Below are 20,337 nucleotides of genomic sequence, written 5' to 3' on the forward strand. Positions count from 1 at the left end.
AACCGCTTGCCCCGACACGCCGCGACCGCCTAAAGACCCGCGATGACCGTGAACGTCGATATGGGGACGGACCCGGCGGGCAAGACCGTTCCCCTTGATCTGGAAGAATTACTGGCCACCCGGCTGCTGGTGCAGGGCAATTCGGGGTCGGGAAAGTCGCACCTGTTGCGCCGGCTGCTCGAACGCAGCGCCGGCCATGTGCAGCAGGTGGTGATCGATCCCGAAGGTGATTTCGTGACGCTGGCCGGCGCCTACGGCCATGTCGTGATCGAGGCGGCGGACCATAGCGAGCGCGAGGTCGCCAAATTCGCGACGCGCGCGCGGGAACATCGGGCGTCGGTGGTGCTGAGCCTCGAAGGCCTCGAGGCCGAAGGGCAGATGAAGTGCGCCGCCGCGTTCCTGAACGCGCTGTTCGATGCGCCGCGCGAGCATTGGTATCCGGCGCTGGTCGTGGTCGACGAGGCGCAGTTGTTCGCGCCGGCGGGCGGCGGCGAGGTGGTTGAGGAGGTGCGACGCGCGTCGCTGTCGGCGATGACCAACCTGATGTGTCGCGGGCGCAAGCGCGGCCTGGCCGGTGTGATCGCGACGCAGCGTCTGGCGAAGCTTGCCAAGAACGTTGCAGCCGAAGCGTCGAACTTCCTGATGGGGCGGACCTTCCTCGACATCGACATGGCGCGTGCCGCCGACCTGCTGGGCATGGAGCGGCGGCAGGCCGAAGCGATTCGTGACCTGCAGCGCGGCCATTTCCTCGCGCTCGGGCCGGCGGTGTCGCGGCGGCCGTTGTCGATCAAGATCGGGCCGGTGCAGACCTCGGCGCGCAGCGGCAGCCCCAAGCTGACCCCGCTGCCGACCGCACCGGTGGCGGACATCAAGAACCTGTTGCTGGCCCCGGTCGAGGCGATGTTGCCACTGGGACCGCCGATCCGCCATGTCGCGCCGCCCGAGGCGGTGGAGGCGGCGATTGCCGCTCCTCCCCGGCCCAGCGTCGCGCCCGACCTGCCCGAACGCAGCGCGGACGAGACCGACGGTATCGTCGCAGACGTGCTGCGCGCGCTGGTGGAGGACGAGGGCGATCAGCAGCGCGCGGCGGCGGTGCTGTATCAGGATTTCGACGTGCGCTGCCGCATGGTTGGCCTGCCGCGACCGCCGCTCGACCTGCCCGCTTTCACGCGGCGGCTGGCCTGTGCGCGCGCCGGGATTTATGACGCACCGGACGAGGAATGGGCGCAGGCGCTGGCGATCGCGGACGTGCTGCCCGACGACATGCTCGGCGCGTTCATGCTGATTGCGCGGGCGGCGCGGGAAGGGCGGCCGTGCCCGAGCGAAGCGGAGATCGCGCGGACCTATGGCACCAGCTCGCTCGGCCGGGTGAAGCGGATGCTGGCCTATATCGAGGGGCGCGACCTGATGGTGTGCCGGATCGATCTGGCGGGGAAACGCTCGATCGCGCTGCCGCATCTGGGGTGGACGACGGAGGCGGCGGAGGCGGCGTAGTCGAGACGAAACGTCACCCCAGCGCAGGCTGGGGTCTCCCGCGGTTCCTGTCCCGCGTTATCACCGGGAGATCCCAGCCTGCGCTGGGATGACGTTTGGAGCGAGAGGGATGGTCCGGTCCTAGCGTTGCCCGTACCGGTCCTTCAGCAATCGCCACGCCGCGCGTAGGCCATATGCTTCACCGCCGTTGGCCCGGCCCGGTTTGGCGGCGGCGCGCCAGGCGAAGGTGTCGAGATGCGCCCAAGCCGTGCCGGGCGTGACGAAGCGCCGCAGAAACAGCGCGGCGGTTACCGCGCCGGCCATGCCGCCGTCGGGTGCGTTGACCATGTCGGCGATGTCGGACTTGAGCAGGTCGTCATAGGCGTCCCAGAGCGGCATCTGCCACAGCGGGTCGGCTTCGGCGGTGCCGGCGGCGATCAGGTCGGCGGCTAGCGCTTCGTCATTGACGAAGGTCGCGGGCAGGTCCGGCCCCAGCGCGACGCGCGCCGCGCCGGTCAGCGTCGCGAAGTCGATCAGCAGTTCGGGTGCTCCCTCGCACGCACGGGTCAGCGCGTCGCCGAGGATGAGGCGCCCCTCCGCATCGGTATTGGTATTCTCGACCGTCAGCCCCTTGCGGCTGTTCAGCACGTCGCCGGGGCGGAAGGCGTCGCCCGAGACGCTGTTCTCGACCGCCGGAATGAGCAGGTGGAGCCGGACAGGCAGGTGGGTTTCCATCACCAGTCCGGCCAGCGCCAGCGCGTGTGCCGCGCCGCCCATGTCCTTCTTCATCAGCCGCATGCCGGACGATGGCTTGATGTCGAGGCCTCCGCTGTCGAAGCATACGCCCTTGCCGACCAGCGCGACCTTCGGGTGGGCCGGGTTGCCCCAGGTGAGTTCGATCAGGCGCGGTTCGCGGCCCTTTGCGGCGGCCTTTCCGACCGCGTGGATCATCGGATAGCCGGTTTCGAGGTCGCGACCGGCGGTGATCGTGACGGTAGCGCCATGCGCTTCGCCGAGCGCTTTCGCCTCGGCAGCGAGTTCGGCCGGGCCGAGATCGGCGGCGGCGGTGTTGACCAGATCGCGGACGCGGGCGGTCGCCGCCGCCTGTCGCAGCGCTTCGTCGATTTGCGCCGGATCGCGCGACAGCAGGATGCGGGGGGCGTCATCCTCCGCCTTCCTGTACCGGGTGAAGCGATATTGGGCGGTGGCCCAGCCGAGCTTCGCCGCGCCGGGCGTGCCGCTGGCGAGCCGGTAGTGGTCGGGGGGAAGCTGGGCGGGAAGGTGCGCGAGGCACCAGGGGGTGAGCGTCGTGGTATCGGCGACGATGGTGACGACCGACCAGTCGTCGGGCTGTTCGCCGGGCAGGGTGGCGGTCTTGCCGGGTTTCGGGGTCAGGCGCTGGGCAGCGACGGCGGCGCGGATGCGGGGCGGTTGTGCGCCACGCCAGGTGTCGAAGCCGGCGGGGTCGATCAGGTGAATGGTGCGGGCTTCCTGCCCCCGGTCGGCGGTGATCGTCGGTGTCATGGGTGGGATGTAGGACCGACCCATGGATCAGCGCAATCCTCCCCGGCACGGGGAGGGATCAGCTCGCAACGCTACGGTTCCGTGCGCGGACACGCCCCTCCACCAGCCTGCGGCTGGTCCCCCTCCCCGCGAAGCGGGGAGGATCTCAGGTCAGCGGTACGCCGTACAGGTCGTGTTCGTCGGCGTCCTCGACCTCGACCTTGATGATATCGCCCTGGGCCAGATGGCCGGCGTCGCGCAGGAACACCTCGCCGTCAATGCCGGGTGCATCGGCGGTGCTGCGACCGGTGGCGCCGCCCTCTTCGCCGACCTCGTCGATGATGACGTCTATCGTGCGGCCGATCTTGGCGGCGAGCTTGGCGGCCGAGATCGCGGCGGTCTTTTCCATGATCCGGGCGTAGCGCTCTTCCTTGACCTCTTCCGGCACCGGATCGGGCAGCGCGTTGGCGGCGGCGCCCTCGACGGGCTCGAAGCGGAAAGCGCCGACGCGGTCGAGCTGCGCTTCGTCCAGCCAGTCGAGAAGGTACTGGAAATCGGCCTCGGTCTCGCCGGGGAAGCCGACGACGAACGACGAACGGATTGCGATGTCCGGACAGACCTCACGCCAGCCGCGCAGGCGCTCCAGCACCTTGGCATCGTTGGCCGGGCGCTTCATTGCCTTCAGCACCGACGGCGAGGCGTGCTGGAAAGGAATGTCGAGATAGGGGAGCACCAGTCCTTCGGCCATCAGCGGGATCACGCTGTCGACGTGGGGGTAGGGATAGACATAGTGCAGCCGGACCCAAGGCGCGATCCGGCCCAGTTCGCGGGCGAGGTCGGTCATGTGCGGCACGACCTCGCGCCCCTTCCACGCACGCGGTTCGCGGCGGATGTCGATGCCGTAGGCCGAGGTGTCCTGGCTGATGACCAGCAGTTCCTTCGTGCCGGCGGCGACGAGCTTTTCCGCCTCGCGCAGAATCGCGTCGGGGCGGCGGCTGACCAGATCGCCGCGGATCGACGGGATGATGCAGAAGGAACAGCGGTGGTTGCAGCCCTCCGAGATCTTCAGATAGCTGTAGTGGCGCGGCGTCAGCTTCAGCCCGCTTTCGGGGACCAGATCGACGAAGGGAGACGGGATTGGTGGCGCGGCCTCGTGGACGGCGTCGACGACCTGCTCATATTGATGCGCGCCGGTGACGGCCAGCACCTGCGGGAAGCGGGCGCGGATCGTCTCCGCCTCCTGCCCCATGCAGCCGGTGACGATGACGCGGCCATTTTCGGCGATCGCCTCACCGATCGCTTCGAGCGACTCTTCCTTGGCGGAATCGAGGAAGCCGCAGGTGTTGACGAGCACGACGTCGGCGCCGGCATAGTCGGGCGACATCTGATAGCCGTCGCTGCGCAGCTTGGTCAGGATGCGTTCGCTGTCGACCAGGTTCTTGGGACAGCCGAGCGAAACCATCCCGACACGGGGGGGCGAAGGAAGACGAGTTGCCATGATCGCCGCGTCACATAGCGATTTCGGCGAAAAATGATAGGGGCAGCGGAACCTATTGCCGGAACAGGAAGAACGCGCCCCCGGCGATCAGCGTGAAGCCGATCATGTGATTGACCGTAATCTTCTGTCCGAGATAGGCGACCGAGAAGATCGCGAAGACGGTCAGGGTGATGACCTCCTGCATCCCCTTCAACTGCGCCGCCGAATAGACCTGCGACCCGATGCGGTTGGCGGGCACGGCGAGGCAATATTCGAAAAAGGCGATGCCCCAGCTGACGACGATCACGAAGAACAGGGGCGCCCCCTTGTGCTTCAGATGGCCGTACCAGGCGAAGGTCATGAAGATGTTCGACGCGATCAGCAGCAGGATCGGCCAGAGACGGGCAGCATCGGGCATTATCGGGTCACCACTTCGACGATCGTGTCGCCGGGTTGCAGGTTGCGGGCTTCGGGGCTGTCGAACCGGATCTTCCCACCTTGCCGGTAGATGCGCAGGCCGAGGCCGGTGGTGATCGCGGACAGCGGCTGCCCGACTTCGTGCGGAGCGACGGGGCGTTCGGACAGGGCGACCGCGCCGTCGATCGAGGCGAGGTCGAGCATGTAGTCGGCGATATGCGGGCCGCGGCAGGATCCGGCGAGCAGCAGGCCGGCAAAGCTGACCGGGTTGATGACGGTCGTCGCGCCGGCGGCCCGGGCAGGAGATTCATTGTCCTCCGCCTTCACAATGACGCTGATCGTCAGGTCGGGGGCGAGGTGGCGGGCGGTGAGCGTCACGAGGATCGACGTGTCGTCGCGGCCGGTCGCGACGATCAGCGCCCGTGCCTTTGCCACGCAGACGTCGTTCAGCGTCGCGTCGCGGGTGGCATCGGCCTGCAGCACGATGCAGCCGATCTTTTGCGCTTCATCGAGATGCGATTGTACCGGATCGATCACGACGATGCGGCGGGCGTCCTCGCCCCGGGCAATCAGTTCATCGACCGCTTCGGAACCGGTTTTGCCGAAGCCGGCGACGACGATGTGTCCGGAAAGTTTTTCCTGCAACAGCGCCATGCGCCAACGCTCCCAACTGCGCCGAAAGACGAACTGATAGGTCGTGCCGATGAACAGCAGCACGACGAACACCCGGATCGGCGAAACGATCAACGCATCGAAAAGTCGCGCGCGTTCGGTGACCGGTGCGATGTCGCCATAGCCGGTCGTCGTGATCGAGATCATCGTGAAATAGATGACGTCGATGAAGCTGACCGACCCGTCGTAATTGTCGCGCAGCCCCGCGCGGTCGAACCAGTGGACGCCGATGGCGATCCCGACCAGCGCCAGCACCGCGACGACCCGCCACAGGATCGAGGCCCAGACCGGCAGCGACGACGACTGGCGCAGGATCGCGCGCCGGCCGGGCGCTCTCACCGGCGCGGCAACCGGGTGAGCGGATCGACCGGGGTGCGGCCCGAACGCATCTCGAAATGGACCATCGGCCGGTCGGCAAAGCCCGAATCGCCGGACAGGGCGATCTTCTGCCCCTTCTTCACCGCCTGCCCGCGCTGGACGAGCAACTGGCTGGCATGGCCGTAGACGGTGGTCAGCCCGCCGCCGTGGCGGACGATGACCACGCCGCCCAGCCCCGGCACGCCGGTCCCCACATAGGCGACGGTGCCGTCCGCCGCTGCGCCGATGGGGGTGTCCAGCGGCACCGCGATCTTGATGCCGTCATTGCGCTCCCCGCTGGCGCCGGCGCCGAATCGCTTGAACAGCCGGCCATCGACCGGCCAGGCGAAGGTGCCGGGCGTCGTGGTCGGCGCGGCGATGGCGGCGGTCGAGGGCAGGACGCGTTTGGGCGAGGTCACCGCGACCACTGGCTTTTCGTTCGGCTTGATTGCCGGTTCGCCGCCGGTGAGGATGTCGTCGATGTCGAGCCGGAACGCGGCGGCGCGTTCGGCGGCGGAGCGCGGCAAGGCATCGCCGGGAATCAGGATGCGCTGTCCGGTACGCAGGATATAGGGTTCGGTCAGGGCATTGGCGGTGACGATCCGCGACCAGTCGACGCCGTAAGCGCGGGCGATGGCGATGCCGGTCTCGCCCTCATGCACGGTATGATAGCGGCCGTCGGGAATGGTCAGGCGCTGTCCGGCGCGGATGGTGAAGGGTGCGGGCAGGTTGTTGGCGCGGGCGATCGCTTCCGATCCGGCGCCGGTCGCGTTGGCGATACCGCGCAGCGTATCGCCGGGCCGGACGACGTAGCTGCTTTCGGCGATGCTGTGGGCATTGGCGACGACGCGACGTGCCTCCCAGGCCGGCGGCGGGGAGGGAAGTGCGGTGACGCCGTCGCCTTCCGGCTTGGTCGCAGGCGGGGTGCCGGGCGCGGCGACCGGCGGCGCCTGTGGCAGGGCCGGGGCAGGATCGTAGCCGGGCGAGGCAGGGATGCACCCGCTGGCCAGGCCCATGACAATCAGCGCCGCCGCGCTCCGCGTTCCGACCTTCATCGCCAACCCCTTGCCCGTCATCCCCGACGCGACCTTAACCATGGCCGCCGCAGCGGGAAAGCCGTCAGCGTGCGGGCGCCAGAACGTCCTGCCCGACATAGCGGCGCAGCACGTCGGGCACGACGACCGATCCGTCGGCCTGCTGGTAGTTCTCCAGCACCGCGACCAGCGTCCGCCCGACCGCAAGGCCCGAACCGTTGAGGGTATGGACGAAGCGGGTCGCCTTCTCCCCCTCCGGGCGATAGCGTGCGTTCATGCGGCGCGCCTGGAAGTCGGTGCAGGTCGAGCAGCTCGAAATTTCGCGATAGCGCTGCTGGCCGGGCAGCCAGACTTCGAGGTCGTAGGTGCGTGCGGCCGAGAAGCCCATGTCGCCGGTGCACAGCTTCATGCGGCGGAACGGAAGGACGAGACGGTTGAGGATATCCTCGGCCGCCTGGGTCATGCGTTCATGTTCCGCGTCCGACTGCTCCGGCGTGGTGATCGATACCATTTCCGCCTTTTCGAACTGGTGCTGGCGGATGAAGCCGCGCGTGTCGCGTCCCGCGGCACCAGCTTCCGAACGGAAGCACATGGTCAGCGCGGTGAAGCGCAGCGGCAGCTCGCGCTCGGCGAGGATGTCGCCTGCGACGATATTGGTCAGCGACACTTCGGCGGTCGGGATCAGCCAATGTTCTTCCGTCGTCCGGAACAGGTCCTCGGCGAATTTGGGCAGCTGTCCTGTGCCATAGAGCGCGTCGCTACGCACCAGCACCGGCGGCACGACCTCCTCATAGCCATGGATGCCGGTCAGCGTGTCGAGCATGAACTGGCCGAGCGCACGGTGCAGCTTGGCTGCCGCGCCGCGCACCAGCGTGAAGCGCGCGCCCGACAGCTTGACCCCGGTTTCGAAATCGAGGCCGATGGCCGGGCCGATCGCGTCATGCTCGGCAGGATCGAAGCCGAAGGCAGTCGGATCGCCTACGGTCTTTTCGACGACGTTATCGTCCTCGTCCGCGCCCTGGGGCACATCGGCGAGCGGCAGGTTGGGGACGATCGAGAGAACGCCGCGCAGTTCGCTGGCGAGCGACGCCTCCTCCAGCTCGGCCGCGAGCATCCGATCCTTCAGCGTGGCGACTTCGGCCATCAGCATTGCGGCAGTGTCCTCGTCCCGCTTCGCCTTGGCTGCCCCGATCGCCTTCGATGCTTCGTTGCGGCGCGCCTGAGCGGTCTGGATCTCGGTCTGAAGCGCGCGGCGGCGCTCGTCGAGCGCCACGATCTCGGCCGATCGCGGGTCGAGACCCCGGCGGGCAAGGGCGGCGTCGAAGGCGGCGGGATCGTCGCGGATCAGGCGGATATCGTGCATGGCGGGGCTATGGCGAGGCCAGCCGAGCCATGCAAGCCGCAACCGCCCCGCCCATCGGCGCGTTCATTCGCCCGGACAGCCATAAGGAGATGGACGATGCGGATACCCCATGACGCCTGCATATTGGTCGCGGACGGGCGCAAGATGCTGTTCTTTCGCAACGAAGGCGATGCGGACATGCCGAACCTGATCGTCGAGGATCAGAAGCTGCAGGCCAATCCCGCCGACCGCCACCAGAAGACCGATGCGGCGGGTCAGGCGTCGTCGACCACCGGCGGCACGATGGGGGAGGTCGATTTCCATCAGCAGGCCGAGGACCGGTTCGCGGCGGAAGCGGCCGAGCTGCTGCGCAAGCGTGCGCTGGCGAACGAGTTCGAATCGCTGATCATCGTCGCCCCGCCCAAGACGCTGGGCGAGATGCGCAAACATTATCACAAGGCGGTCAGCGACAAGCTGGCCGGCGAACTCGACAAGGACCTGACCGGCCATCCGGTCGACCAGATCGAGAAGCTGCTCGCCAACGCCTGATGCCGAAAGGCCGGAACGGAAAACGGGCCGCGCGGGGGTTCCACGCGGCCCGTTTTGTCGTGCAATCGACCGGGATCAGGCGGCGTCGCTGGCCACCTTGCGCGCGAACCGCTTGCGCAGGACCAGCGCCGCGGCGGCGCCACCGAATAGCAGCAGCATCGGCGGGGCCGGCACCGGCGTCGGGGGCTTGTCCGGCGGCGGGGGCGGCGGATAGCCGTTGGAGGACGACGAGGTGGACGAGCTGGTCGCCGAGGATGTCGAGGCGGACGATGCCGACGACGTGCTGGTGGATACGTTGCCGCTCGACGAGGTGGAGGTCGACGTCGAGACGTTGCCGCTCGAGGAGGTCGAGGTCGACACGTTCCCGCTCGACGAGGTGGACGTCGACACATTGCCGCTCGACGACGACGAGACATTGCCGCTGGACGAGCTGGACACGTTTCCGCTGCTGCCGCCCGACGCGGACGACGTGCTGCTGGTGCTCGACACGCCGCCGGTGCTGGTCGATGACCCACCGGCCGAGGTCGAGGTGGAGCCGCTCGTGCTGGAGGTCGACGATACGACGATCCCGCTCGACCCGCCCGAACCGCCGCCGCCGAAGAAGCCGCCCGCGAAGAAGCCGCCGCCGATCCCGCCGCCGCCGGTGCCGCCGACCAGTACCGGGCCGGGGGCGAAGCCGCCGCCCTGCATGACCGGCATGTCGGGGCTGGCAAAGGCGGGGGGCAGCGGCACGGGATCGGCTTGGCTGGCGACGGTCACGACGGTCGGTGCGCACACGGTCTTGGTCCGGGTGACGATGCGCTTCACGACTCGCTTGGGGGCCGGGCGCGCCGCGACTCGCTTCGTGATGACGCGTTTGGTGATGGCGCGCTTCGTGATCTCACGATGTTGCGACGATTCGGCGACGTGCACCGCGCCGCCGCCGATGACGGCACCGCCACAGGCACATGCGCATAATTTCGCCAATGCCATCTTTACCGACATGCAGCACCACTCTTCCCAAAGAACCCCGACTACGTGCCCGAGAGCATCGCGCGGGTCCGTCCTGCATCACCAAGGCGAAAGAAACCGTAAAGTTCAAGCCAATGTGACCTATTCCCGCGGTCATATTTCTGAAATGCGCGCTACGCCAGCACTTCGCTACGGTTAACGTACCGTAAAGGGACGACGAGTCACACCGGTACGATACGGACCCGTCGGCGATGCGACGGGAACAATGTCCCATGTTCCGCAACGCTTGTGGAGCCGCCCCCCGCTCGATATAGGCGCGCGGGACAAGAGAGGGCGACCCCGCGGGCTTCGTAGAGGGACGCCCCTGGGTGGAGAATGGGGATGGCCACGGTTTTGAGCGACACGAAACAACCTCTCGACATGCCACCGCCGCCGGCGAACGACGATGGCACCGGATATCGTCCCCATGCGGACGAACCGTTCATGAACCCCCGTCAGCAGGCCTATTTCCGGGCCAAACTGCTGGCATGGAAGGACGCAATCCACCGCGAGGCGCAGGACACGCTGGCGCATCTGCAGAACGAATCGCTGCGCGAGGCCGACCTGACCGACCGCGCATCGAGCGAGACCGACTTTTCGATCGAACTGCGCACCCGTGATCGCCAGCGCAAGCTGATCGCCAAGATCGAGGCGGCGCTGCGCCGGATCGACGATGGCGAATATGGCTATTGCGAAGTCACCGGGGAGCCGATCGCGCTGGGCCGGCTGGAAGCCCGCCCCATCGCGACGATGACGGTCGAGGCGCAGAGCCGCCACGAACGCCAGGAAAAGGTATCGCGCGAGGATTGAGCGCACGACAAGGCGCGGGGCCGGCAGGGCCCCGCGCAGGTCGTCGCGTTACAGCGCCGTCATCTCCTGCTTCACCATCAGCTTGCGCTTCTTCAGCGAGGACAGCAGCGCCTGGTCGGGGGAAGGACGCTGCGTTTCGGCGGCGATCTGACGATCGAGCGTCGCATGTTTCGCTTCGAGGGCGGTGAGGTGGGCAGACTGCATCGTTGCATCCTCCTGCTTGGCTGTTGGGGGAATGAATAGAACACAGCCGCCGACGATTGTCGCCATGCCGCGAGCGGCTTTTTCGACATGGCGTGCGAAAATGACCGACGGGCCGTTGCCAGCGGCCAAGCGCCAAGCGAGAGTGGACCGCGATGGACGAATCGGACCTTGAACAGCGTCTGGGGCTGCTGCGGATCGAGCATCGCGACCTCGACGATGCGATCGCGGCGCTGGGCATGGCGGCGCAGGTCGACCAGTTGCAAATCGCCCGGCTGAAGCGGCGTAAGCTGCGCCTGCGCGACGAGATCGCGGCGATCGAGGACCAGCTGATCCCCGACATCATCGCCTGAACCGCCCGGTTGGTTCGTTCAGGGACGGTCGCGCGTCATCGGGCGCTTGTCGTCCGGCGGCAGGGCGTGGCATCCAGCGGATCATGGGACCAGCCGGACACGGGGCGGACGTTCAACGCCGACTGATCGATTCGCTGTACGTCGAAGCCATGCTGCTGGCCGACGAGGCGCGATCCTATTTCAACGATGCCGGACAGGCGGAACGCGCGCTGCTCGACCCGATGGCGCGGGTGGTGCTGTCGTGCGAATCGCTCAAGATCACGACGCGGCTGATGCACGTCATCGCGTGGCTGCTGACCCAGCGCGCGATCGATGCGGGCGAGATGGCGCCGGACCTGGCCGAGGATCCGCTGCGCGCGCTGGCCACGTCGCCGGTGACCGAGGACGAGGTGCTGGAGACGATGCCGGCGGGGACGCAGGTGCTGATCCGCGCCAGCCTCGACCTGTATCGCCGGGCGGAACGGATCGAGCGGTCGAAGACCAGCCCGCCGCCGGCCAGCCCGGCGCGGGCGATGTTCGAACGGCTGGCGATGCAGCTATAGCGCCAGCCGGGTGCGGGCGGCGCGATATTCCTCCGCCATGCGCGCGATACGGTCGGCGGCGGGCAGGACGGCATCGACCGCACCGATGCCCTGGCCCGCGCCCCAGATGTCCTTCCAAGCCTTTGCGCCGGACCCGAAATTCATCTTCGAGGCGTCGCTGTCGGGCAGGGCGTCGGGATCGAGGCCGGCGGCGACGATCGAGGCGCGAAGATAATTGCCGTGCACCCCGGTGAAGAGGTTGCTGTAGACGATATCGTCCGCCCGGCCGTCGACCACCGCCTGCTTGTAGGCGGCGACGGCATTGGCTTCGGCGGTGGCGATGAAGGGGGAGCCGACATAGGCGAGGTCGGCGCCCGCCGCTTGGGCCGCGAGCACCGCGCCGCCATTGGCGATCGCGCCCGACAGCGCCAGCGGGCCGTCGAACCACTGGCGAACCTCCTGCGTGAAGGCGAAGGGGTTCAGGCGGCCGGCATGGCCGCCGGCGCCGGTGCAGACGAGGATCAGGCCATCGGCGCCCTTTTCCACCGCCTTGTGGGCGAAGCGGTCGTCGATGACGTCGTGCAGCGTGATCCCGCCCCAGCCCTGGACGGCGGTGTTCAGGTCCTCGCGCGCGCCGAGCGAGGTGATGACGATCGGCACCTTCCATTTGGCGCAGGTCGTCAGGTCCGCCTCCAGCCGGTCGTTGGAGCGGTGGACGATCTGGTTGACCGCGAAGGGCGCGGCGGGGCGGTCCGGGTTGGCGCGGTCGTGGGCGGCCAGTTCCTCTGTAATGCGGTGGAGCCATTCGTCGAGCTGCGCCTGCGGCCGGGCGTTCAGCGCCGGGAAGGAGCCGACGATCCCGGCCTTGCACTGGGCGATGACCAGATCGGGGCCGGAGATGATGAACAGCGGCGACCCGATGACCGGGATCGTCAGCCTGTCGAAGAGAGAAGGAAGCGCCATATGAGTTTCATAGCGCAACCGTAATCACTGTCCAGCGGCGAAAGTTGGCGAAGGTTACGGTACGTCGAAGTTTATAACGACCAGATTTCGTTGTTCTGCAATGACTTGCAGGGCAACTTCGGCGTGGAAGTCGACACTTGTGGTTCAATCGGTGCGTCGAGCGGTGCCGGGCAATGTCAAAGAGCCGGAACAGCATGCATGTTTCGGCCAAGTAGGAAAGTCAGCCGGTCACGACCTGATAGAGCAGCACCAAGTTGAGCACGATCACCGCCGCGCAGATGACCCATGCGGCCAGCGCCAGTACCGGGCGGTTGGCGAAGTCGCCCATCTTGCCCCGGTCGCCGGTGAAGCGGACCAGCGGATAGACGGCGAAGGGCAGCTGGAGGCTCAGCACGACCTGGCTGGCGATCAGCAGCTGCGCCGTGCCGCTTTCGCCATAGAGGCTGGCGACGATGACGGCGGGGACGATCGCGATCAGCCGGGTGACGATCCGGCGGATCCACGCCGGCAGGCGGATGTTGAGGAACCCTTCCATCACGATCTGTCCGGCGAGCGTCCCGGTGATGGTCGAGTTCTGGCCCGAGGCGAGCAGCGCGACCGCGAACAGGATGCTGGCGGCACCGGCACCCAGCATCGGGGTCAGCAGCTGATAGGCGTCCTGGATTTCGGCGACGTCGGTGCGGCCCGCGGTGTGGAAGGTCGCAGCGGCGAGGATCAGGATCGATCCGTTGATGAACAGCGCGAGCATCAGCGCGACCGAGCTGTCGATCGTCGCCAACTTCACCGCCTCACGCCGACCCTCCGGCGTCCGATCGAAGCTGCGCGTCTGCACGATCGAGGAGTGCAGATAGAGGTTGTGCGGCATCACGGTCGCGCCGAGAATGCCGATCGCGATGTAGAGCATCGCCGGATTGGTCACGATCTCGGTTCGCGGGATCAGCCCCTCGGCGATCGCGGCGAGCGAGGGTTGCGCGAGGAACAGTTCCACCGCGAAGCAGCCGGCGATGATGATGAGCAGCGCGACGATGAACGCTTCCAGCTTGCGAAAGCCATATTGCTGGAGCAGCAGGATCAGCATCACGTCGACGGCGGTGATGCACACGCCCCAGACGAGCGGGATACCGAAGAGCAGTTGCAGCGCGATGGCGGTGCCGATGACCTCCGCAAGGTCGCAGGCGATGATCGCCAGCTCGCACAGCACCCACAGGACCCAGCGGATCGGCGAGGGATAATATTCGCGACACGCCTGGGCGAGGTCGAGGCCGGTGACGATGCCGAGCTTGGCCGACAGCGATTGCAGCACCATCGCCATGATGTTCGACAGCAGGATGACCGACAACAGCGTATAGCCGAACGCCGAACCGCCGGCGATGTCGGTCGCCCAGTTGCCCGGGTCCATATAGCCGACCGCGACGAGATAGCCGGGGCCGGCAAAGGCACCGAGCTTGCGCCAGAACTGCCCGGCGCCGGCTGGAACCGGCACGGTGCGAAACGAGCCGGGCAGGCTGGGGCGCCGCTCGGGAGCGTCTGCGCTGGTCGGAGGGGCCATGCGATACGCTCCCGAAATCAGACGTTAGACGGCGTTGCTGGTCTTCAGCGCGCCATTGACCCCCGCCGGGAAGAAGCCGCCGGCCGAGACCGAGGCGCGGGTCAGGTAATGGATGTTGAGCACCTGCGCCGGCAGGCGGCTGAAGGTCAGCGCGCTGCCGTCGGTCGGCACGATGTTCGACGCGTTGTTGACCGGCTTCACCCCCTGATCGGTGTCGTTGGCACCTTCGAGGTCGTCGCGGGCCTTCGACAGGGCTTCGGTCGCATCGAGGATCGCCGGGGTGGCGATGCCCTTGCGATACAGCGCAGCGCGGATCAGGCCGGCATGATAGGCCTTGGCCGAGACCATGCCCGCAATCGCGTCGATGAACGCCGCGCCGGTCACGCCGGCGGTGATGCCGCGATAGGCGGTGACGGCGACGTCGGCGAACACGAACGCGCCGAGCATGACCTGTTCGTCGGTGGCATAGACGTCATAGGTCGCCGCCGTGCCGGTGATGAGCCCCGCCGTCCGGGCAAGGTTCGAGAAAGCGCTGGTCGCGGTGACGCCGAGGTCGATCGCCGGCTGGGCGATGACCGGGGTCCCGATCGTGCGGCGCAGCAGCGCGACCTGTGCCCGGGTGTCGGCGGCGATTTCGCGCGCGAACTGGCCGAGGACGGGATCGGCGAACACGCGCTGGCGCCCGCCGCTGGCGGCCCCGGCGGTGCCGGCTCCGGTCAGCAGGTCGGCGGACAGGCCGGCGCCGGTCGTGACGACGCTGAAATACTGCGCCTCGAGATAGGCGAGGTTCAGCGCGAAGTTCAGCACATCGGCATCGGTCAGCGGCGTCGAGGACGGCGTCGGCGTGGGCGACGTCGTTGCAGTCGGCGTGGGGGTGGGCGTCGGGGCCGGGTTGCTGTTGTTCCCGCCACAGGCAGCGAGCAGCGACGCGCCGGCCATGACGGCCGACACGCTGCCCGCGCTGCGCAGGAAGTCGCGGCGATCGGCGCGGCGGCTATCGTTGGTGTCGAGCACCGACAGGATCGATTCGTTGGTCATCTGGGTCGCTCCCGAAAGGCTCAGTTCGCCGCGCTGGACTTGATGGCGCCGTTGACACCGGCGGGGAAGAAGCCGCCCGTCGTGACGGCGTTCCGGTTCAGATAGGCGATGTTGAGCACCTGTCCGGTGGTGCGGCCATAGGGGAGGCCGTTGGTGGAATCGAACGGCATGATGTTCGACTGGTCCTCGATCGGGCGCACGCCCTGATCGATGTCGCTGGCGCCGTCGAGATCGTCGCGCGCCTTCGAGATCGCTTCGGTCGAATCGATCAGCGTCGGGGTGGTCAGCCCGCGCATGTACAGTGCCGAGCGGATCATCGCCGCGTGATAGGATTCGGCGGCGAGGATGCCCGACGCCGCCTGACGGATCAGCGCGTTGGCGATGCCGCCCATCGCGCCGCGATAGGCGGTGACGCCGACATCCTCGAACAGGAAGGCGGCGAGCAGGAAATTGTCGTCATTCTCATAGGGATCGAACGTCGCGCCCTGACCGATCAGGCCGGCGGCACGCGCGGCGTTCGAAAAGGCGCTGGTCGCGGTCGCGCTGATGTCGATGTTCGGCATCGCGATTGCCCCGGTGCCCAGCGCGTTGCGCAGGAATTCGACGTGCGCCACTTCGTCCTGTGCGATTTCGCGGGCATAGTTGGCGACGATCGGGTCGCTCAGATTGGCCTTCTTGCCGCCGGTCACGGTCCCGGCGGTGCCGGTGCCGGTCAGCAGCGTGGCAGCCAGGCCGGTGCCGTTGGCGGCGAACGCATAGAATTGCGCTTCGAGATATTCGAGGTTCAGCGCGAAGTTCAGCACGTCGAGGTCGGTGAAACCGCTGCTGTTCGTTGCGGTCGGCGTCGGGGTCGGCGTCGGCGTGCCGCTGGGCGTCGGGGTGGGCGAGTTGTCGTCGTTGCCGCCGCACGAGGTCAGCGCGAGGCCGGTGCCGACCGCCGCCACCGCGCCAAAGGCACGGAAGAAGTCCCGGCGTTCCTCGCGTCGGCGCACCCGCGCGTCGAGGGCTGCAACCATCTGTGTCTCGTCGGTCATCTACCGGTTCCCTTAAACCCTGGCGGCCCCGTTCCGTGGATGACGGAACGACCCGGACCTCTCCTTCGATGATATGCGGGTCAGGCCGACCGACATATCGCTGTAGCGTGCTGTATTGGCTGTCGTGCCGCGATGCTACCCCCCAGCGACCGGCGGAGGCGCGATCGATTCCCGCAGGATCAGGCGGTGTTCGTGGGCGATGGTCGCCGGGACCGGCGTGCCGGACAGCTGATCGAGCAGCAACGACGTCGCGCTGACCGCCATGTCGAACACCGGCTGGCGCATGGTGGTGATGCGCGGCCAGGTGATGCGGGCGATTTCCGAATCATCGAACCCGACGATCGACAGGTCGCGCGGCACGTCGATGCCCAGTTCGCGCGCGGCCATCAGCGCGCCGACCGCCATGTCGTCGTTCTGGGCAAGGATCGCGGTCGGCCGGTCGGGCCGGTCGAGCAGGGTCCGCGCGGCGGCAAAGCCCGAATCGAAGGTGAACAGGCCGTCGATGACCCGCGTCGGATCGATCCGAGCGCCGGCGGCGGCGAAGGCGTCGGCATAGCCGGTCATGCGCGCGCTGCTGGCGGCATGGGTCGGATCGCCCTTGATGATGCCGATGCGGCGATGGCCCTGCGCCAGGACGGCGCCGGCGACTTCGGCCGCGGCGACCACGTCGTCGACGACGACGCCCGGCACGATATCGTCGAACTGGGTCGGCGAGATGCGGGCGAACGGCATCCCGATCCCGACCAGTTCGTCGAGGATGCGGCGGCTGTCGGATGCCGGCGGGGCGAGCACCACGCCGTCGATCGCGGCCGAGCGCAGCAGACCGACGACCTCATCCGCATGGTCGTTGACCGAACGCACCGGCAGCACGACCAGCCGGTAGCGTTCGCCGCGCAACCGGTCGAGCACGCCCATCTGCAGGTCGACGCCATAGCTGGGCGAGGGATTTTCATAGACCAGCCCGATCAGGTAGGAGCGTTGCCGCGCCAGCCCCTGCGCCATGATGTTGGGGTGATAGTCGAGCACGCGCACCGCTTCGCGCACCCGGTCGCGCACCGCATCGGTGACGTGCGGTTCGCCGTTCAGCACGCGGGACACGGTTTTCGTCGATACCGCCGCATGGCGCGCGACATCGACGATGGTGATGCGCCGGGACGGGCGCGATCGCGGGGATTTCATGGGCGCCATCTTCCTCCACGCCGCCGCGCGCATGTCAACCTTCGCAGGTGCGAAGATGACGCGATCTTCATGTGCCGCCCATCCGCCGGACGCCCGGCATGGCGCAGGGTGGCGGCGAAGGAGGTGGCGATGGACGCGATCGGGCGCAGGTCGGGAATGCCGGTACGCGGGATCGCGCTGAGCGGTCTGGTCGCCCTTGCCCTGGTCGGACCCAGCGTCCTTGCCAGCGGGCGGAGCGCAGTGACGGCCGGCGGCGCGACGCTGTCCGTTACCCAGGCGCCGGACGGGTTGATCGTCACCAGCCTGGAGACTGGTGGCGCCTCTGCACAAGCGGGGCTGCGCGTCGGCGATGTGATCGACCGGGTCGACGGATCGGGCGCGCCGACGCCGGACATGCTGCTGCGTGCGGAGGGCGACGGCGTCGCGCGCCTGCATGTCGCGGCAAGGGGTGACGGCGTGGGCCGCACGCTGATATGGCGGCGACCAACGGAGGGCCAAGGTGAAGATCCTGATCGTCGAGGACGATGAACAAACCGCCAGCTATATCGCCAAGGGGCTGACCGAGGCCGGGTTCAACGTCGATCGCGCCACCAACGGGCGCGACGGGCTGTTCCATGCCATTGACGGCGGCTACGACTGTATCGTCATGGACCGGATGCTGCCGCAGATGGACGGCATGGCGGCGGTCGCGGCGATGCGGGCCGCCGGGGTCGCTACGCCGGTGCTGATCCTGTCGGCCATGGGATCGCCCGACGACCGGGTCGCCGGGCTGACCCAGGGGGCCGACGACTATCTGACCAAGCCGTTCGTGTTCGCCGAACTGCTCGCCCGCGTCCGGCTGCTGACCCGGCGGCAACAGGCGGGCGGGCCGGCGGTCGAGACGAAGCTCGTCTGCGACGATCTGGAGATGGATCTGCTTGCCCGGCGGGTGCGGCGGGGGACGCGGGTCATCGACCTGCAACCGCGCGAGTTCCGGCTGCTCGAATATCTGCTGCGCCATGCCGGGCAGGTGGTGACCCGCACCATGTTGCTGGAGGGCGTGTGGGACTATCATTTCGATCCGGGCAGCAACGTGACCGACGTGCATATCAGCCGGCTGCGGCGCAAGATCGACGAGGGTGAGGAACGCCGGCTGCTGCATACGGTGCGCGGGTCGGGCTATAAGCTGGGAGCCGACGCCTGATCCGGTGGAGCCGGTCGGCGACGCTGCGCTTTGCCGCGCTGGTGTTCGCGTTGCAGATTGCCGGGTCGGCGGTCGTGCTGTTGACGGTCCGGTCGATTACCGAAAAGCAGCTGACCGCCAATGCCACCGACGAGGCGGGGCGATTGCGCGCGACGCTGCTGGACGGATGGGCGTCGGGCGGGGTCGACCGGCTGGTGCGCGTCGCCGAGGCGCGGCTGGACCGGAGCGACCGGCCGCAATCGGTCGTGCTGGTGATCGGGCGCGACGGGCGGGTGCTGGCGGGCAATGTGGCGGCATGGCCCCCGAATGTCGTGATCGGACCGCCATCGACCATCGAAATCTTTCGCGTGGCGCGCAGCCAGCCGGAGGCGATGCGGGTGATCGGCACCGTCCTGCCCGATGGGACGCGGCTGCTGACCGGCCATGTGATCGAGGGCGAGCTGGCGTTCGTCGGCGCGATGGAGGCGGCGATGGTCGCGGCGATGGTCGTCGCGCTGCTGCTGGCCGCCCTGGCCGGATGGGCGGCGGCGCGGCTGATCGCGGCGCGGCTCGGGCGGACGGCACAGACGGTGGCGGCGGTGACGGCGGGCGATCTGGCGCAGCGGGTCGCGCTGGACGGGGGCAACGACGCGTTCGAGGCGCTGGGCCGGTCGGTCAATGCGATGCTCGACCGGATCGCGATGCTGGTCGGCGAGCTGAAGCTGGCGACCGATGGGCTGGCGCATGACCTGCGCTCCCCGCTGACCCGGCTGCGCGCGACGCTGGAACGCGCGCTGGCGGCGGCGGAGAGCGAGGAGGGGCGGGTCGCGGTGCTGCGGGCGATGGATGAGGGCGACCGGTTGCTCGGGATGCTCGACACCGCGCTGCGCATCACGCGGGCGGAGGCGGGCATCGGGCGGGAGGCGTTCCAGCCGGTCGACCTGTCCGCGCTGGTCGCCGATGTCGCCGACATGTTCGAACCGCTGGCCGAGGACCGCGGGCTGGCGATCCGCGTCGTGGATGGCGGCGGTGTGACCGTTCCCGCCAATCGCGAAATGATCGGACAGGCGGTGGCAAATATGGTCGATAACGCATTGAAATATGGCGCTGGTGTTATCCGGGTCGGCGTCGAGCAGGCGGAGGGCAGCGTGGCGATCATCGTTGCCGACGATGGTCCGGGTATCCCACCCGACCGGCGCGACGATGCGCTGCGGCGCTTCGGGCGACTGGATGCGGCGCGGACCGAAAGCGGGGCGGGCCTGGGCCTGTCGTTGGTTGCGGCGGTCGCGCATCTGCATGGCGGCACGCTGGAGCTGGGCGACAATGCGCCGGGGCTGGTCGCGCGGATGACGATCGCCGTGTAGGGTCAGGCGAGGCGGTGCGGGGTCGGGTCGCCGCGTTCGGCGACCAGTTGTCGATGGGCGATGGTCAGGCAGTCGCGATAGGACGCGGTCACGGAGTCGATTTCGGTGCCGGCAAGTTGCGTGACATGGGCGAGGGCGGCGTCTTCCGCCATGGTGGCCACCAGCGAGGCAGCGACGGTTTCGTCGAGGCCGAGGCGTGACAGCAGCATGCGGGTGGCCCGGACCCGCATGCGAAATTCGAAGTCGAGCAGGCGCGCGGTTTCATGCTCCGCCTTCTTGCGCATCGCCCGGCCCAGATCGAATACCATGAGCTATCAGCTAGGATGCCGGGAGGACTCGGGCAAGGTGG

General features: G+C 68.1%; 23 protein-coding genes. 9 read left to right on the forward strand and 14 right to left on the reverse strand.

What is annotated here, in order from left to right; genetic code table 11:
• The first annotated feature begins 42 nt into the window (after nt 1-42).
• On the forward strand, nt 43-1,494 hold the full coding sequence (locus AVT10_RS02100) for an ATP-binding protein (RefSeq protein WP_066687679.1): 1,452 nt from the start codon (nt 43-45) through the stop codon (nt 1,492-1,494).
• Nucleotides 1,495-1,614: 120 nt separating this feature from the next.
• Here the strand turns inward: AVT10_RS02100 and AVT10_RS02105 are convergent, their stop codons facing one another.
• The 6 genes from AVT10_RS02105 to serS form a co-directional block, all read right to left on the reverse strand.
• Nucleotides 1,615-2,997, reverse strand: coding sequence for a leucyl aminopeptidase family protein (locus AVT10_RS02105; protein ID WP_066687681.1), 1,383 nt, complete (start codon nt 2,995-2,997; stop codon nt 1,615-1,617).
• A gap of 145 nt (nt 2,998-3,142) precedes the next feature.
• Nucleotides 3,143-4,474 (reverse strand): 30S ribosomal protein S12 methylthiotransferase RimO, encoded by a 1,332-nt coding sequence (gene rimO / locus AVT10_RS02110; protein ID WP_066687684.1) that lies wholly within the window; start codon nt 4,472-4,474, stop codon nt 3,143-3,145.
• A gap of 52 nt (nt 4,475-4,526) precedes the next feature.
• Nucleotides 4,527-4,871: a DMT family protein gene (locus AVT10_RS02115; RefSeq protein WP_066687686.1), complete on the reverse strand. Its 345-nt coding sequence runs from the start codon at nt 4,869-4,871 to the stop codon at nt 4,527-4,529.
• On the reverse strand, nt 4,871-5,881 hold the full coding sequence (locus AVT10_RS02120) for a potassium channel family protein (protein WP_066687688.1): 1,011 nt from the start codon (nt 5,879-5,881) through the stop codon (nt 4,871-4,873). The genes AVT10_RS02115 and AVT10_RS02120 overlap by 1 nt, the downstream gene beginning before the upstream one ends.
• Nucleotides 5,878-6,954 carry a M23 family metallopeptidase gene (locus AVT10_RS02125; RefSeq protein ID WP_066688104.1) on the reverse strand — a complete coding sequence of 359 codons (1,077 nt, stop codon included), beginning with the start codon at nt 6,952-6,954 and terminating at the stop codon, nt 5,878-5,880. Before AVT10_RS02125 ends, AVT10_RS02120 begins: the two co-directional genes overlap by 4 nt.
• 64 nt (nt 6,955-7,018) lie before the next feature.
• Entirely contained in the window at nt 7,019-8,296 is a 1,278-nt protein-coding gene (gene serS / locus AVT10_RS02130; RefSeq protein ID WP_066687690.1) for a serine--tRNA ligase, read from the reverse strand.
• Between the two features lie 96 nt (nt 8,297-8,392).
• Here serS and AVT10_RS02135 point away from each other — a divergent pair, with 96 nt between their 5' ends.
• Nucleotides 8,393-8,824, forward strand: a complete 432-nt coding sequence (locus tag AVT10_RS02135; RefSeq protein ID WP_066687697.1) for a host attachment family protein — start codon at nt 8,393-8,395, stop codon at nt 8,822-8,824.
• A gap of 75 nt (nt 8,825-8,899) precedes the next feature.
• On the opposite strand, the gene AVT10_RS18035 is transcribed toward AVT10_RS02135, so the two are convergent.
• Entirely contained in the window at nt 8,900-8,998 is a 99-nt protein-coding gene (locus AVT10_RS18035; RefSeq protein ID WP_157092662.1) for a PEP-CTERM sorting domain-containing protein, read from the reverse strand.
• Between the two features lie 58 nt (nt 8,999-9,056).
• Here AVT10_RS18035 and AVT10_RS18665 point away from each other — a divergent pair, with 58 nt between their 5' ends.
• Both AVT10_RS18665 and dksA read left to right on the forward strand, forming a co-directional pair.
• Nucleotides 9,057-9,974: a hypothetical protein gene (locus AVT10_RS18665; protein ID WP_232307832.1), complete on the forward strand. Its 918-nt coding sequence runs from the start codon at nt 9,057-9,059 to the stop codon at nt 9,972-9,974.
• Between the two features lie 182 nt (nt 9,975-10,156).
• Nucleotides 10,157-10,624 (forward strand): RNA polymerase-binding protein DksA, encoded by a 468-nt coding sequence (gene dksA / locus AVT10_RS02145; RefSeq protein WP_055756271.1) that lies wholly within the window; start codon nt 10,157-10,159, stop codon nt 10,622-10,624.
• 48 nt (nt 10,625-10,672) lie between these two features.
• Here the strand turns inward: dksA and AVT10_RS18895 are convergent, their stop codons facing one another.
• On the reverse strand, nt 10,673-10,957 hold the full coding sequence (locus AVT10_RS18895) for a YdcH family protein (RefSeq protein WP_332307259.1): 285 nt from the start codon (nt 10,955-10,957) through the stop codon (nt 10,673-10,675).
• Nucleotides 10,958-10,980: 23 nt separating this feature from the next.
• On the opposite strand from AVT10_RS18895, the gene AVT10_RS02150 reads away from it, so the two are divergent.
• Both AVT10_RS02150 and AVT10_RS02155 read left to right on the forward strand, forming a co-directional pair.
• The gene (locus tag AVT10_RS02150) at nt 10,981-11,178 is read left to right on the forward strand and encodes a YdcH family protein (RefSeq protein WP_066687702.1); all 198 of its coding nucleotides are present in this window, start codon (nt 10,981-10,983) and stop codon (nt 11,176-11,178) included.
• 83 nt (nt 11,179-11,261) lie between these two features.
• Nucleotides 11,262-11,720: a DUF1465 family protein gene (locus tag AVT10_RS02155; protein ID WP_084401225.1), complete on the forward strand. Its 459-nt coding sequence runs from the start codon at nt 11,262-11,264 to the stop codon at nt 11,718-11,720.
• Here AVT10_RS02155 and AVT10_RS02160 read toward each other — a convergent pair.
• From AVT10_RS02160 to AVT10_RS02180, 5 genes are all read right to left on the reverse strand, one after another.
• Complete coding sequence (locus AVT10_RS02160) at nt 11,715-12,662, reverse strand: NAD(P)H-dependent flavin oxidoreductase (RefSeq protein WP_066687712.1); 948 nt, start codon at nt 12,660-12,662, stop codon at nt 11,715-11,717. The two genes, AVT10_RS02155 and AVT10_RS02160, sit on opposite strands and share 6 nt — an antisense overlap.
• A 220-nt stretch (nt 12,663-12,882) precedes the next feature.
• A complete protein-coding gene (locus AVT10_RS02165; protein WP_066687714.1) occupies nt 12,883-14,211 on the reverse strand; it encodes an Nramp family divalent metal transporter in 1,329 nt (442 codons plus the stop codon).
• A 24-nt stretch (nt 14,212-14,235) separates the two neighbouring features.
• A complete protein-coding gene (locus AVT10_RS02170; protein ID WP_066687717.1) occupies nt 14,236-15,249 on the reverse strand; it encodes a ferritin-like domain-containing protein in 1,014 nt (337 codons plus the stop codon).
• 20 nt (nt 15,250-15,269) lie between these two features.
• On the reverse strand, nt 15,270-16,283 hold the full coding sequence (locus AVT10_RS02175) for a ferritin-like domain-containing protein (RefSeq protein WP_066687720.1): 1,014 nt from the start codon (nt 16,281-16,283) through the stop codon (nt 15,270-15,272).
• A gap of 135 nt (nt 16,284-16,418) precedes the next feature.
• Nucleotides 16,419-17,462 (reverse strand): LacI family DNA-binding transcriptional regulator, encoded by a 1,044-nt coding sequence (locus AVT10_RS02180; protein ID WP_084401257.1) that lies wholly within the window; start codon nt 17,460-17,462, stop codon nt 16,419-16,421.
• 129 nt (nt 17,463-17,591) lie between these two features.
• Here AVT10_RS02180 and AVT10_RS02185 point away from each other — a divergent pair, with 129 nt between their 5' ends.
• From AVT10_RS02185 to AVT10_RS02195, 3 genes are read left to right on the forward strand one after another with little or no spacing between them, the layout of a single operon-like run.
• Nucleotides 17,592-17,990 (forward strand): hypothetical protein, encoded by a 399-nt coding sequence (locus AVT10_RS02185; RefSeq protein WP_232307833.1) that lies wholly within the window; start codon nt 17,592-17,594, stop codon nt 17,988-17,990.
• The gene (locus AVT10_RS02190) at nt 17,962-18,645 is read left to right on the forward strand and encodes a winged helix-turn-helix domain-containing protein (protein ID WP_066687725.1); all 684 of its coding nucleotides are present in this window, start codon (nt 17,962-17,964) and stop codon (nt 18,643-18,645) included. The genes AVT10_RS02185 and AVT10_RS02190 overlap by 29 nt, the downstream gene beginning before the upstream one ends.
• Nucleotides 18,646-18,686: 41 nt before the next feature.
• Nucleotides 18,687-19,988, forward strand: coding sequence for a sensor histidine kinase (locus AVT10_RS02195; RefSeq protein ID WP_232307834.1), 1,302 nt, complete (start codon nt 18,687-18,689; stop codon nt 19,986-19,988).
• Nucleotides 19,989-19,990: 2 nt separating this feature from the next.
• Here the strand turns inward: AVT10_RS02195 and AVT10_RS02200 are convergent, their stop codons facing one another.
• The gene (locus tag AVT10_RS02200) at nt 19,991-20,296 is read right to left on the reverse strand and encodes a hypothetical protein (RefSeq protein WP_066687729.1); all 306 of its coding nucleotides are present in this window, start codon (nt 20,294-20,296) and stop codon (nt 19,991-19,993) included.
• Nucleotides 20,297-20,337: the final 41 nt, after the last annotated feature.

This window comes from Sphingomonas hankookensis (assembly GCF_001619955.1).
Classification (GTDB): domain Bacteria; phylum Pseudomonadota; class Alphaproteobacteria; order Sphingomonadales; family Sphingomonadaceae; genus Sphingomonas; species Sphingomonas hankookensis_A.

What these genes read in the sequence shown, in the direction of transcription:
- AVT10_RS02200 (WP_066687729.1), bottom strand. Translation starts at nt 20,296, where the DNA reads ATGGTATTCGATCTGGGCCGGGCGATGCGCAAGAAGGCGGAGCATGAA.
- AVT10_RS02100 (WP_066687679.1), top strand. Translation starts at nt 43, where the DNA reads ATGACCGTGAACGTCGATATGGGGACGGACCCGGCGGGCAAGACCGTT.
- AVT10_RS02105 (WP_066687681.1), bottom strand. Translation starts at nt 2,997, where the DNA reads ATGACACCGACGATCACCGCCGACCGGGGGCAGGAAGCCCGCACCATT.
- AVT10_RS02135 (WP_066687697.1), top strand. Translation starts at nt 8,393, where the DNA reads ATGCGGATACCCCATGACGCCTGCATATTGGTCGCGGACGGGCGCAAG.
- AVT10_RS02160 (WP_066687712.1), bottom strand. Translation starts at nt 12,662, where the DNA reads ATGGCGCTTCCTTCTCTCTTCGACAGGCTGACGATCCCGGTCATCGGG.
- rimO (WP_066687684.1), bottom strand. Translation starts at nt 4,474, where the DNA reads ATGGCAACTCGTCTTCCTTCGCCCCCCCGTGTCGGGATGGTTTCGCTC.
- AVT10_RS02150 (WP_066687702.1), top strand. Translation starts at nt 10,981, where the DNA reads ATGGACGAATCGGACCTTGAACAGCGTCTGGGGCTGCTGCGGATCGAG.
- AVT10_RS02185 (WP_232307833.1), top strand. Translation starts at nt 17,592, where the DNA reads ATGGACGCGATCGGGCGCAGGTCGGGAATGCCGGTACGCGGGATCGCG.
- AVT10_RS02115 (WP_066687686.1), bottom strand. Translation starts at nt 4,871, where the DNA reads ATGCCCGATGCTGCCCGTCTCTGGCCGATCCTGCTGCTGATCGCGTCG.
- serS (WP_066687690.1), bottom strand. Translation starts at nt 8,296, where the DNA reads ATGCACGATATCCGCCTGATCCGCGACGATCCCGCCGCCTTCGACGCC.
- AVT10_RS02175 (WP_066687720.1), bottom strand. Translation starts at nt 16,283, where the DNA reads ATGACCGACGAGACACAGATGGTTGCAGCCCTCGACGCGCGGGTGCGC.
- AVT10_RS02180 (WP_084401257.1), bottom strand. Translation starts at nt 17,462, where the DNA reads ATGAAATCCCCGCGATCGCGCCCGTCCCGGCGCATCACCATCGTCGAT.
- AVT10_RS02170 (WP_066687717.1), bottom strand. Translation starts at nt 15,249, where the DNA reads ATGACCAACGAATCGATCCTGTCGGTGCTCGACACCAACGATAGCCGC.
- AVT10_RS02165 (WP_066687714.1), bottom strand. Translation starts at nt 14,211, where the DNA reads ATGGCCCCTCCGACCAGCGCAGACGCTCCCGAGCGGCGCCCCAGCCTG.
- dksA (WP_055756271.1), top strand. Translation starts at nt 10,157, where the DNA reads ATGGCCACGGTTTTGAGCGACACGAAACAACCTCTCGACATGCCACCG.
- AVT10_RS02125 (WP_066688104.1), bottom strand. Translation starts at nt 6,954, where the DNA reads ATGAAGGTCGGAACGCGGAGCGCGGCGGCGCTGATTGTCATGGGCCTG.
- AVT10_RS02155 (WP_084401225.1), top strand. Translation starts at nt 11,262, where the DNA reads ATGGGACCAGCCGGACACGGGGCGGACGTTCAACGCCGACTGATCGAT.